This is a genomic window from Niallia oryzisoli (assembly GCF_036670025.1).
GTDB lineage: Bacteria > Bacillota > Bacilli > Bacillales > Cytobacillaceae > Bacillus_BD > Bacillus_BD oryzisoli.
In genome coordinates, this window is the sequence record NZ_CP137640.1 from 2,150,212 (window position 1) to 2,162,930 (window position 12,719).

Annotated in this window: 14 protein-coding genes and 1 tRNA gene; 7 read left to right on the top strand and 8 right to left on the bottom strand. The window is 39.9% G+C overall.

Annotated elements, in window-relative coordinates; genetic code table 11:
* The first annotated feature begins 9 nt into the window (after nt 1-9).
* From R4Z09_RS10830 to R4Z09_RS10840, 3 genes are all read left to right on the top strand, one after another.
* Nucleotides 10-321: a hypothetical protein gene (locus R4Z09_RS10830; protein WP_338452325.1), complete on the top strand. Its 312-nt coding sequence runs from the start codon at nt 10-12 to the stop codon at nt 319-321.
* A 50-nt stretch (nt 322-371) separates the two neighbouring features.
* Entirely contained in the window at nt 372-989 is a 618-nt protein-coding gene (locus R4Z09_RS10835) for a hypothetical protein (RefSeq protein WP_338452326.1), read from the top strand.
* Between the two features lie 174 nt (nt 990-1,163).
* A complete protein-coding gene (locus tag R4Z09_RS10840) occupies nt 1,164-1,343 on the top strand; it encodes a hypothetical protein (RefSeq protein WP_338452327.1) in 180 nt (59 codons plus the stop codon).
* A gap of 57 nt (nt 1,344-1,400) precedes the next feature.
* Here the strand turns inward: R4Z09_RS10840 and R4Z09_RS10845 are convergent, their stop codons facing one another.
* From R4Z09_RS10845 to R4Z09_RS10870, 6 genes are all read right to left on the bottom strand, one after another.
* On the bottom strand, nt 1,401-1,583 hold the full coding sequence (locus R4Z09_RS10845; RefSeq protein WP_338452328.1) for a hypothetical protein: 183 nt from the start codon (nt 1,581-1,583) through the stop codon (nt 1,401-1,403).
* A gap of 246 nt (nt 1,584-1,829) precedes the next feature.
* Nucleotides 1,830-2,546, bottom strand: a complete 717-nt coding sequence (locus R4Z09_RS10850) for a helix-turn-helix domain-containing protein (protein WP_338452329.1) — start codon at nt 2,544-2,546, stop codon at nt 1,830-1,832.
* 192 nt (nt 2,547-2,738) lie between these two features.
* A complete protein-coding gene (locus R4Z09_RS10855; protein WP_338452330.1) occupies nt 2,739-3,773 on the bottom strand; it encodes a tyrosine-type recombinase/integrase in 1,035 nt (344 codons plus the stop codon).
* A 169-nt stretch (nt 3,774-3,942) separates the two neighbouring features.
* Nucleotides 3,943-4,016 (bottom strand) — tRNA-Arg (locus R4Z09_RS10860).
* Between the two features lie 145 nt (nt 4,017-4,161).
* On the bottom strand, nt 4,162-5,211 hold the full coding sequence (selD, locus tag R4Z09_RS10865) for a selenide, water dikinase SelD (protein ID WP_338452331.1): 1,050 nt from the start codon (nt 5,209-5,211) through the stop codon (nt 4,162-4,164).
* A 108-nt stretch (nt 5,212-5,319) separates the two neighbouring features.
* The gene (locus R4Z09_RS10870; RefSeq protein WP_338452332.1) at nt 5,320-5,712 is read right to left on the bottom strand and encodes an Hsp20/alpha crystallin family protein; all 393 of its coding nucleotides are present in this window, start codon (nt 5,710-5,712) and stop codon (nt 5,320-5,322) included.
* Nucleotides 5,713-5,822: 110 nt separating this feature from the next.
* Between R4Z09_RS10870 and selA the strand changes: the two genes are divergently transcribed.
* Together selA and R4Z09_RS10880 are read left to right on the top strand one after the other, a co-directional pair.
* Nucleotides 5,823-7,232, top strand: coding sequence for an L-seryl-tRNA(Sec) selenium transferase (gene selA, locus R4Z09_RS10875; protein WP_338452333.1), 1,410 nt, complete (start codon nt 5,823-5,825; stop codon nt 7,230-7,232).
* A gap of 134 nt (nt 7,233-7,366) precedes the next feature.
* Entirely contained in the window at nt 7,367-8,863 is a 1,497-nt protein-coding gene (locus R4Z09_RS10880) for an amidase (protein WP_338452334.1), read from the top strand.
* Between the two features lie 68 nt (nt 8,864-8,931).
* On the opposite strand, the gene R4Z09_RS10885 is transcribed toward R4Z09_RS10880, so the two are convergent.
* On the bottom strand, nt 8,932-9,072 hold the full coding sequence (locus R4Z09_RS10885) for a small acid-soluble spore protein P (RefSeq protein WP_338452335.1): 141 nt from the start codon (nt 9,070-9,072) through the stop codon (nt 8,932-8,934).
* 116 nt (nt 9,073-9,188) lie between these two features.
* On the opposite strand from R4Z09_RS10885, the gene R4Z09_RS10890 reads away from it, so the two are divergent.
* The gene (locus R4Z09_RS10890) at nt 9,189-9,449 is read left to right on the top strand and encodes a DUF2524 family protein (RefSeq protein ID WP_338452336.1); all 261 of its coding nucleotides are present in this window, start codon (nt 9,189-9,191) and stop codon (nt 9,447-9,449) included.
* Nucleotides 9,450-9,485: 36 nt separating this feature from the next.
* Here R4Z09_RS10890 and sspO read toward each other — a convergent pair whose 3' ends face one another.
* Nucleotides 9,486-9,635 (bottom strand): small acid-soluble spore protein O, encoded by a 150-nt coding sequence (sspO, locus tag R4Z09_RS10895; RefSeq protein WP_338452337.1) that lies wholly within the window; start codon nt 9,633-9,635, stop codon nt 9,486-9,488.
* A 317-nt stretch (nt 9,636-9,952) separates the two neighbouring features.
* Between sspO and acnA the strand changes: the two genes are divergently transcribed.
* Nucleotides 9,953-12,658: an aconitate hydratase AcnA gene (acnA, locus tag R4Z09_RS10900; protein ID WP_338452338.1), complete on the top strand. Its 2,706-nt coding sequence runs from the start codon at nt 9,953-9,955 to the stop codon at nt 12,656-12,658.
* Nucleotides 12,659-12,719: the final 61 nt, after the last annotated feature.

The following is a 12,719-nucleotide window of genomic DNA, read 5'->3' on the forward strand; positions in this document are numbered from 1 at the left end:
GAGGCGATAATGATGAAGCTGTTCGGAAAAGGAATCGCTCCAGACGAACCGAGCCAAGACGGCAAAGTACTGGTAAGGATAAGCATCGATAGAGTCGATAGACAGACTCGGAAAGTAAAAATTATCGTTGTAGAGCGAAGCAGTGGGCGCACTATTTATAAACTGCGATATACAACTCAGAAAAGCGATCGACCGGCTTACTTTGAAGCTGAGAACTACGTCAAGCAGTTTGTTATCGATAATGATTACGTGATTGACGGAAGAATCTCGAGTAATGTACAGCTTCCAGTTATTCAGAATGTAAGTACAAGAATGCGCTAGGAATGGCGTAATTAAACTATAAAACTAACTAATGAAAAGGATGATTATTAATGGAACAATATTCGAAGCAAATTGAAGCAGAAGTAGCGAAATTTAGAAAAGGCGTGGAAAAAATCCGCACCAGTGATAACCCGTATTATGCTGATGTTAAAGTACAAGATTATGAGATTCGCAAACTTAGGGAGCAATTAGAGAAAAACGTCGAAGAAATCAAGGCAAAATTTACTACGGAGATTGACGCCAAGATCGCAGAAATGGAGCCAGTAGCAGCGAAAAGTTTCTTTAAGCCAACTGAATCGGATCGTAGATTGGTGGACGAGTACGTAAGCGAGTTCCTAGCCGATGCAAAACTAAGTTATTCCGATTCTGACAAGCTAGACGCCTTTGAACGATTCGAGTACAAGCTTGGGTACCTGGAAGAGAACGGCCTACATGAAGCACGTAAGAGACTGCCGGAAATTGCTGAGAAGCTAAAGGACGACGAGACCTTACAAAAGAAACTGCGAGGTATGAACGCGACTTTTAGAGAGTTACGGACATCTGAGCAATTTAAGCTGGACGAGTTGAAAGAAGCGAAAATTAACGGGGTAGATTCTGCATTCCGTAGGCTACGTCTAACCCACCCGGCCTATTCGGACTACAAGAATAACCGAGCAAATTTTAGATAAATAACGCTATCTCCCGTTCGGACTACGGTCAGCCACTGTAGGAGGGAGCACAGCACGTTTATCAACGAGTAATACTTGGTCTTTGAAGGAACGTCGAGCAATCGGCATATACCTACGGGCGGAGGTTTTATACTTCCGTCCATTTTTCTAATTAACAACGGAGGTTACAGCAGCATGAGCGATTACAACAGAGAGTTTAAGCAATATAACGCCATAGCAAATAGTATCGAAGAGTACCGTCTTTTGGTCGATCAGATTAAAGCCCAGGGCGGGCATGTGATCCATACCTTTACTTTACGTGATAAGGATCGAGGCATATCCGTACAATTTATGATTCCAGTAAAGAGCAATTAGACGAATGAGAACATCAAGGTGTTCCTTAACGAGAGCACCTTTATTGTTTATACATTTTTAATTCTTAGACTCCACTTCAATTTTATAAGTATGTACGAAACCACTAGTTACAACTGAACCGTTTGATTCCCCACAATATGGACAGTTTATTTCCTCACGCTCTTTGCCTCCAGGAACGCGCATATCTGTAACCTCATAATGAAAATCTTTACCACATTTTTTACAAGTTGTTTTGTCCATAAAAATATCCCTCCCAATGTATATTATTTGATAATTTATGAATGAATACGCCTAGTCGTAGTACGACTCCATGCCCAATATAACTATACTATACATTTTGCCTATGCAGTAAGGAATAACGATGTCGCTTAGGGCGATTCTGAGCGAATTAACTTTGATTAGTAAAGTAATTGGTCATTCGATGCAAATTACGAGCGATTCGCAATCAGCTTCCGATAGATGTTCGGCGAACACTTTTCGGAATACTTACGCATTAAGCCAATCGTAAAATAGTCCGTTAGTCTTTGCCTTACGACGTAAAACAGTATGAGTCGCACGTTGCCAGCTGACGAATAAGTAATTACTCATATTTTTAATCTTACCGCGCTTGGCCATTAATACAGTCGCGTTTAATGCCTCGATAAATGGCTCCGGATCGTCCTCAATCATTACGTTACGGTCAACTCGCGTCTTTGCACGTAAGAGAATCCCGTAATACTTATACATATCATCCGCGTTGAAATAGCGAGCCAGTGCGTCATAAATAGGCTTAGGCAACGCATCCTTTAATGCGTTAGAAGGTACGACCGTCTCTAGATATGTATTATTATTATTTGAGTTTAAAGACGGAGTTTCTTCGGTGTGACATTCGGGTGTGACATGCTTGGAACGTTGGTCTGAATCGCTAGTAACTGCTGGCTGAATAATAATTAAATTACTAGTTTGCGCACGGTCGCCTGTAAGACGCATCCGAACACGTTGCGAGATGATTCCGAGTGATTCAAGGCGATTACATACGCGAATAATAGTACGGCGTGACTTGCCTACTAGTTCCGCGATAGTTGACTTTGATAGCCATGAACGGCCGATCTCCTTAACGGAATATTGCGCCAGTACGTCGAGGACAGCTAATTCTGTTGCGTTAAGTTGGTGATGTGATTTATGGGCTTGAACTACTTCATTTAATTCTACGACTGTTTTCATATTTATTTGCTCCTTATAGAAGCGCAGCCCTAAACAAACGTATGTTCGATTAAAAGTGTATGCAGGAACAAACTATTGCATTACGTCCTTTTTTTCGATACAATAGCGTTAAGTTGAGTTTTTGTCGTACTTATCGTGCGACCGGGGCGTTCGGTTGTTGGTAGCAACCGGCGCTTTTTTACTTTGTATTAATTAGTTCTTTCTATTTCGTAAATACTTGCGGATCGGCGAATATTTATTATGCTGCTGTCGTATGTGTTCTTCGTCCATCTGAATATATTTCCGCGTTGTATTGATGTCCGCATGATCGACTATTTTCTGTAAAGTGAATAAATCTCCGCCGTTTAAGATATAGTTACGGCAAAAAGTATGACGGAACATATGTGGGTGAAGCCGAGGTATATCTAGATCCTTCTTCATCCGATTTAATCGCCGTCTAAATGCTTCCGCGGTATAAGGATCGCCGTAAGCATTCATAAATACCTCGTCACATTCTCCGAAATAAAGTCGGCTTTCATCCTGCAGTTTTATTAAGCGTTTAGCTACTTCGCGACTGACTGGAACCTCACGACCCTTCCGATTCTTTGCTTTATTAGGGGGGACATTAATCTCGCAATATCTTAAATTAATCCGATCAATCGTTAGACTAACGGCTTCTTCAATGCGAAGTCCTGTGTCTAATAAAAGTAGACATAATGTCTTATCTCTCCATTGAGCGAATTGTCGTTCGTCATAGTAGTTGAGAATGCGTTCTACTTCTATGTCAGTTAGTCCTGGAACCTCGTCGACCTCATCCGATTTAACCTTCTTAACCTTTTCCGCTGGATTGCTAGAAAGCATTCCTTCTTCATACCAAAACGCGCACATCGTCTTTAATGACCTTAAACGTAGATTGATTGTGTACGGTGATAGTCCTTTTGATTCTCGCGCACGGTTTCCGAACTCCTCGTAAGCTATGCGATCCTTAGAAAGATAAGATATATACTCGCGAATTAATTTCGACGTCAATTCGTCAATACAGAAGGGATCACGGTCGATATATCGCATTAAGTGTCTTGTATGCTCGCGATAGTTTTCAATGCTTCGCGGTCGCAGGCCTTCCGCTTCTTTTGATTGGATAAATACGTCAAGGGCCTCGTCAATGGTATAGCGTTTGTTTACATTTTTAGTTCTCGGGGACGTAGGACTATTTTTAACGTTTCTTTCACCGATAAAGCCTCGTTTCATCGCAATAATCACCTCCGATAAAGTCTTACAAACGCGGAAATTTAGTCTTACATACCTTTTTCGGAATAACGCAAAAAAACCCGTCATATCAGCGCTTATGTCACCGTTGGTTTAACGGCTTAAAACGTTGATATGACGGGTTTTCCCGTGTGTTCTAACGAATATTTTACGTCCCAGAAGGGATTCGAACCCCCGACCTACAGTTTAGGAAACTGTTGCTCTATCCTGCTGAGCTACTGGGACATCGTATGACATTTATATATTATAATCGTTTCTGCTATTTTGGTCAATTCTTTTGAAGGGATTGTGGAAGAAGTTCCTATAATGAAATTAATCTGATATTTCTAACGTCGAAACAATAAAGGAGAGGGAGAATACCTCCCAATCCTCATCGCTTAACAGAAATTAATTTTTCCTGTTTTTCAACAACTTGACCGATAATCCAAGATTCCTGACCGGCTTTTTTTAAGGCTTGGACATATTTTTCAGCATCCTCAGCGTTTATGGCTATCAGCAATCCGCCTGATGTAATCGCATCGCAAAGAATGATTTGTTCTTCAGGTTGAATGTCTTGATAGTCGACATCCTTGTCAAGCCACTTATGATTGGACTTAGATCCTCCTGGCACGACGCCATCCTTCGCTAACTGTAAGGTACCATCTAAGATAGGTACTTTATGATAGTGAATCACAAGTGATACATTGCTTCCGGATGCCATTTCACTGCCATGTCCTAAAAGACCGAATCCAGTTACATCGGTAACAGCACTTGGTGTAAAATCACTAAGTACTTCAGCAGCGCACTTATTTAACATCGCCATTGTTTCAGTCACCAATTTTTCCTGCTCAGGTGTAACAGCGCCGCGTTTGATTCCGGTGGTGAGGATTCCCACTCCAATCGGCTTCGTTAAGACAAGGACTTCTCCAGGTTTTGCACCGACATTTTTCCAGAACTTATCTGGATGGACAATTCCCGTTACAGATAAACCGTACTTTGGTTCCTGATCATCAATGGAATGTCCGCCAACCAGGACCGCTCCAGCCTCTTTTATTTTATCGTTACCACCGCGTAAAATCTCAGCCAGCATGTCGCCGCCAAGCTTTTTCACTGGATAACCGACCATATTCAAGGCAGTTTTTGGCTTGCCGCCCATCGCGTACACATCGCTTAGGGCATTGGCCGCTGCGATTTGACCAAACATATATGGATCGTCTACCACAGGGGTAAAATAGTCAATCGTTTGTATTAATGCAATAGAATCTGTCAATTGATAGACACCTGCATCATCAGATGTTTCACGTCCGACTAAGAGCTCAGGTACTTCCTCTTGTTCAGGTAATAAGCGCAAAACTTGCGCTAAGTCCTCAGGACCAATTTTGCAGCCTCAGCCAGCTTTTGTTGATAATGAAGTAAGACGAATTTTCTCTTGCTCACTCACAGGGCTCACCTCCAAGCTTCAGTATACAAGTTTTTTATATTGTTTGCACATGAATAACGATTATGTAAAAAAATCCTCTTCATGCTAAGAGGATGTTCTTACTTACTATTACGATGAAAGTTCGACAACACGATTTTCGCCTTTACATACAGTATGTTTGGAGATGAAAACTTCCAGAATTCCACTTGAAAAACTGGCAGTTACTTCGTGATTTATGATGGGAAAGGGAAAAGGAATTTTTCGACTTTTCGATTCAACCTTTGGGTTGCTTTTACCAGCCTGAATCCAAACGGCATCTTCTTTGAGAAGTACTTCGATTTCCTCTGCATGATAATTCTGAAGCAAAGCCTCAACAATAAATTCCTCAGCTGTTTCAAAAAGATCGATTCGAAATGTTGTCTCATCTAAATAGGAAGTTAAAGGATCTAAAAAAAATGTTTCAAGCCATTTGTCTATGACACTAAGGTCAAGCGGCTTTTCATCTTTTTCTTGTACCATCATTCTCTGATCCCCCTTACGATATTTTACTGTATGCACGGGCTAATGAAAGGTGAAAAATGCTATAATAAAGAAGCTGCTTAGAAGCGACTTACGTTTTGGAGGGATCTCTTGTGAGACAGTTATTAAAAGCTTTACCTCCCGTTCATGAACTGCAAAAAAATGAGCGGTTTACCCTGATGATGGAGCAATATGGGATTGACAAGCTAAATTTGACTTCCATTTTATCAAGTGTATTAAATGAAATAAGACAGTCAATTTTACAAAATGAATGGTTAGGTCCTGAACTGGGGGATGAACGATTTTTAGAAGACATTTTTTCTAGAATGGAACAAAGTATTGACCGACAATATAGCTACACTTTAAAGAATGTCATTAATGCGACAGGGACTATTTTACATACTAATTTAGGAAGAGCCCGCTTGAGCGAACAAGCAGTACAGCATGTTACGGAGATTGCAAGTCAGTATTCAAACTTAGAATATAAGCTCGATGAAGGTGAACGCGGGTCAAGACATACCCATGTAGAAGAGCTTATTAAGCGGATTACTGGTGCTGAAGCAGCAATGGTTGTAAATAATAATGCGGCAGCCGTTTACATAATATTACGTGCATTAGCCAATGAAAAAGAAGTGATTGTTTCAAGGGGTCAGCTTGTTGAAATTGGCGGTTCTTTCCGGATTTCTTCTATTATGGAAGAAAGCGGCGCTCGTCTTATTGAAGTTGGGACAACCAATAAAACGCATCTGTACGATTATGAACGGGCACTTAATGAAGAAACAAGAATGATTTTAAAGGTACATACGAGTAATTTTAAAGTAATGGGATTTACTGAATCAGTAGGAACTGTGGAATTGGCAGAGCTGGCAGGCAAACATGAACAGGTTATTTTCTACGAGGATTTGGGAAGCGGAGTTTTATATGACTTCCGTAAACATGGCATTGGAGATGAACCAGTTGTCGGTGAAGTATTAAAAATGGGTCCTGATCTTGTTTCGTTCAGCGGAGATAAGCTGCTTGGCGGACCACAGGCAGGCATTATCGCAGGTAAAAAGAAGCTTATTGATCAATTGAAAAAACATCAGCTTGCCCGTGTATTACGAGTCGATAAAATGACACTTGCAGCATTAGAAGGGACTTTGATGCATTACGCAAAAGGAAAAAATGAGCTGACAAACATTCCAGTTGTTAGAGATTTATTAGCCGGCAAAGAAGAATTAAAGCAGCGTACCGAAACTTTCACCGAAAAGCTTGCAAAAGTAAGTGACTCCTATCAATATTCAATTATTGAAAGTACGAGTCAGGTAGGCGGAGGGACGATGCCTGAAGTGGAGCTGCCAACCTATGTAGCTGCGCTAACGCATAAAGAGTTCTCTGCTGAGAAAGTAGCAACATTATTAAGAACGAAGTCAATGCCTTCCATTGTTGTACGAATTCAAAGGGAAGAAATCCAAATCGATTTACGAACAATAAGTCGAGAGGAAGAAGACTTACTTATTAATGCACTGGCAGAGTTAACTTAAGGTAAAGATCTTATTATTATAAAAGGTGTTGGAGTTCCTTATGTGAATTACCAACACCTTTTTTAAATGAAAGGAAAATAGCCTATTGTTAAAGAATATAATATTAATTATTCGTTAGTACAGGGGTGAGGGAGTTGGCTGTTTTTCCTTATAAAGAATATGACGGAATAGGATTAGCTGAGTTAATTAGAAACCGGGAAGTGACAGCAGAAGAAGTCATAGATGCGGCCATTGCAGAAATAGAAAAGAAAAACCATGATGTAAACGCTGTGATTAATAAAATGTATGACAAAGCAAAAGGGAAGGCAGAACAATTTGATTTATCCGGGGAATTCAGTGGTGTCCCGATTCTGTTAAAGAATATTGCTCAAGAAATAAAAGACGGGCCTATTACGAACGGATCTAGAGCGTATTGTCATTATAAGGCAGCAGAGGATTCTACATTTGTTGAAAGAATTAGGAAAACAGGGACTATTTTTATTGGACAAACTAATATCCCTGAGCTCGCTTTAATGGGGATAACCGAACCTGCATTTTACGGTCCAACCAGAAATCCTTGGAATCTGAATTACACTCCCGGAGGTTCGAGCGGTGGATCAGCGGCAGCTGTTGCCTCTGGAATGGTTCCTATTGCTGGAGCGAATGATGGTGGAGGTTCCATTCGTATTCCTGCTGCTTTCACCGGTTTATTTGGATTAAAGCCTACGAGAGGAAGAACACCAGTTGGTAAAAAGGAAGGAAGACATTGGCAAGGGGCAGCAGTTGATCATGTTCTTACGCGAACTGTACGTGATAGTGCTTTGATGCTCGATTTAATTAAGGGCTATGAGAGAAGTGCTGCTTTTCATACTGGCCCATATGAAGTAAATTATTTCGAGGCTGTAAAAACACCTTTTCCCAGACCAATGCGAATAGCCTTTTCAACCATCTCTCCCATTGGTACAGAAGTGGACCCCGAATGTAAGGAAGCAGTATATAAGGCAGTAAAAATATTGGAATCTTTCGGTCATATTGTTGAGGAAAAAAATGCCCCAGTTGATGGAAAAAAATTAGCCAAGAGCTTCATGACTTTGTATTTTGGTGAAGTAGCAGCTTCTCTTAAGGAGATAGAAGAAATGCTTGGCCGAAAGGTGAGAATCGGTGATGTTGAACCATCTACATATATTTTAGGTTTACTTGGAAAAGCTACGACAGCCGAAGATTTTGTCCTTAGTATAAGGGAATGGGATAAAGCTGCCATTCAAATGGAAACATTTCATGATACCTATGATTTTTACGTTACCCCAACTACAGCATATCCACCTTCAAAAATTGGCGAACTTGACATCACTTCATTTGAAAATTATTTAATTCATATTATTGGAACATTACATTTACAAAGGGCTGTGAAGAAATTAGGAATTGTTGATCAAATGATTGAAAACAACTTAAAACGTACTCCGTTTACCCAGATGGCAAACTTAACCGGGCAACCGGCAATGAGTGTTCCTCTTCATGTAACGAATAAAGGACTGCCTGTTGGTGTACAATTTTTATCGGCAAAAGGTAGAGAGGATCTTTTATTTCAAATGGCCGGATTGTTGGAACAAACTGATGCTTGGATAGATGTGAAAAAGAATGAGATGTTCTAATTCGAAACTCAAAAACAGTGTAGACTACAGTATTAGCCTGTAGTCTACTTAAAGTCATTTTATTTTCATTACATATCATGATGTGACTTGCTTTTTTGTCCCGTATGGTTGCGGTTTTTTACTTTATGCGATCCGCTTAACGGTTCAGGCTGACCTGAAGTTTTTGGCTGGTTTCTACGCATATCTTTCCCGTCGTTTTTATTTACCATCTGTCATCCCTCCTCACTGATTAGGATGAGAAATTGGACCGTTTTTATGCTGAATATTTTTCATTATGTTTGCGCAATTTAACGTTACATAATGGGCAAAGGGGGGATTATTCAATATGCCATATCATAAAAACAAGCAGCAGGCATTTCAAGCTGCACAACAGGGTGTAGAACATGCACAAGAGACCTATTTTGACATTGTGAAGGATTCAGCCAGCTATGGAAGCCAGCTAAAGCATTTACAGAAGGAAGTAAATGAAGCTTATCAGCAAATTGAAAATGCAATGGAAGTCGCTTCTGAACATCAGCGAGAACAGTTGGAAAGATTTCAAAATGACTTGCGGAGCATGGTAGATGAAGTAAATGGAACTCTTTAAGAAAACAGAAAACCCCTGCACTGAGGGGTTTTTTTGTTATTGATTTTTCTTTCGCTTTTTATTATTCATTTTTTGCGCTTCTGTCAGCGGTTCATTTGAAAATTCTTCATTATACCCAGTCCCTTTTCCTTGAGCACTAGCAGCATTAGCACCGGGAATGATATGATTTGCCCTTCTTTTCGCCATTGTCTTCACCTCCATGTTTCATTATTATCCCTGCAATTTTTGTCGTTATTCAAAAGAGGACATGCGATTCAGTCTACATAATTAGATAATATTTACATTTTTCCCACAAATCTTAAAAAACTGATATATTATATTAAATAATAATTTAATCTGATTAAAAACATCACTTTCTTGTTATTTACTTATATCGAAGCTTATATTAAAATAAAATCGTTAGAGAAGTTTGGGACAAAAGAAAAAATTCAAACTTTTCGACAAAAGTGCGAAAATTGTATAAAATATTTACGAACAGAATAAAGAAGAGGGGGAAATACATAATGTCAAATAATGATGTTTTTCAAGCCCGTAAGTCATTTGAATTAGACGGGAAGCGCTATAATTTTTATGATCTAAGCGCGTTAGAAAAAGCTGGATTAGGCAATGTATCTAAGTTGCCTTATTCTATTAAAGTATTATTAGAATCTGTACTTCGTCAGTATGATGGACGAGTTATTACGAAAGAGCATGTTGAGAATTTAGCTAAATGGGGAACGGATGAAGTTAAAGAAATCGATGTTCCATTTAAACCTTCACGTGTTATCCTTCAAGACTTTACAGGTGTACCTGCTGTTGTTGACCTTGCATCACTTCGTAAGGCTATGGCAGATTTAGGCGGAGACCCTGACAAAATCAATCCGCTTAAACCAGTTGATCTAGTTATTGACCACTCTGTACAAGTTGATAAATACGGAACTCCAGAAGCTTTAGGACTAAACATGGAGTTAGAATTTGAACGCAATGCTGAGCGCTACCAATTCCTAAGCTGGGCACAAAAAGCATTTAATAACTATCGTGCTGTTCCACCAGCAACTGGTATCGTACACCAAGTTAACTTAGAATATCTTGCTAACGTGGTACATGCTATAGAAAATGAAGACGGCGAATACGAAGCATTCCCAGATACACTAGTTGGTACTGACTCTCATACTACTATGATTAACGGTATTGGTGTACTTGGATGGGGTGTAGGCGGTATTGAAGCAGAAGCAGGAATGCTTGGACAACCTTCATACTTCCCGGTTCCTGAAGTTGTAGGGGTTAAGCTAGTTGGAGAACTTCCAGACGGAGCAACAGCTACTGACCTTGCCTTAAAAGTAACACAAGTTCTTCGCAGCCATGGTGTTGTAGGTAAATTCGTTGAATTCTTCGGTCCTGGAGTACCAGCTTTACCACTTGCAGACCGTGCTACAATTGCCAACATGGCTCCTGAATATGGTGCAACTTGCGGATTCTTCCCAGTTGATGGTGAATCTCTAGAATACATGCGCCTATCAGGACGTTCTGAAGAGCAAATTAAAATTGTTGAAACATACAGTAAAGAAAATGGATTATTCTTTGATCCAGCTTTAGAACCAGTATATACAAATGTCGTTGAAATTAACCTTGCTGAAATCGAAGCAAATCTTTCTGGCCCTAAGCGTCCGCAAGATTTAATACCGCTTTCACAAATGAAGACAGAATTCAACAAAGCGATTACTGCTCCTCAAGGAAACCAAGGTTTCGGCTTAAATGCAGATGAAATTAACAAAGAAGCAGTTGTTACATTTGCTAATGGCGATGAAGTAACAATGAAAACTGGTGCGATTGCGATTGCGGCCATCACTAGCTGTACAAATACATCCAATCCATATGTATTAGTAGGTGCAGGTTTAGTAGCTAAGAAAGCGATAGAATTAGGCTTAGAAGTTCCTAAGTTTGTTAAAACTTCATTAGCACCAGGATCAAAGGTTGTTACAGGATACCTTCGTGATTCAGGTCTTCTTCCATACCTTGAGAAGCTTGGATTTAACACAGTTGGATATGGCTGTACAACATGTATCGGTAACTCTGGTCCGCTATTAGATGAAATTGAAAAAGCAGTATCAGACAGCGATTTACTTGTTACATCTGTTCTTTCTGGTAACCGTAACTTTGAAGGCCGTATCCATCCGCTTGTAAAAGCTAACTACTTGGCTTCACCGCCGCTTGTTGTTGCTTATGCATTAGCTGGTACAGTGAATATCGATCTTCAAAATGAAGCACTTGGTAAAGATAAAGATGGAAATGATGTATTCTTCAAGGATATTTGGCCAACTACTGCTGAAATCAATGAAGTGGTTAAACAAACGGTTACACCGGAATTATTCCGTGCTGAATATGAGAATGTATTTGGTGATAACGCGCTTTGGAATAAAATTCAAACAAGCAATGATGCTTTATATACTTTTGATGAAAAATCAACTTATATTCAAAACCCGCCATTCTTTGAAGGCTTAAAGCCTGATCCAGACGAAGTTAAACCATTATCTGGTTTACGTGTTGTTGGTAAGTTCGGCGATTCTGTAACAACTGACCATATTTCTCCAGCAGGTGCTATTGGCGTAAATACACCAGCAGGTAAATACTTACGTGAAAACGGTGTAGAACCTCGTGATTTCAACTCTTATGGTTCTCGTCGTGGTAACCATGAGGTTATGATGCGCGGTACATTTGCAAACATCCGTATCCGCAACCAAATCGCTCCTGGTACAGAAGGTGGTTTCACAACTTATTGGCCAACTGGTGAAGTAACATCTATCTTTGATGCATGCATGAAGTATAAAGAAGATGGAACTGGGCTAGTTGTTCTAGCTGGTAAAGATTATGGAATGGGATCTTCTCGTGACTGGGCAGCAAAAGGTACGAACTTACTTGGAATCAAGACTGTTATTGCTGAAAGCTATGAGCGTATTCACCGTTCTAACCTAGTTCTTATGGGGGTTCTTCCATTACAATTCAAGGATGGGGAAAGCGCTGAAACACTTGGTTTAACTGGTAAAGAAGTAATCGATGTTCAAATCGATGAAAACGTTCGTCCTCGTGACATACTGAAAGTAACAGCTACTGATGAAGCAGGCAACAAGAAGGAATTCGAAGTGCTTGTTCGTTTTGACTCAGAAGTAGAAATTGATTACTATCGCCACGGTGGAATTCTACAAATGGTTCTACGTGAAAAATTAAAATAAGAATCTTTAAGAAACACCATACAATTCTTTTGTATGGTGTTTTGTTTCATGTACAGGAATA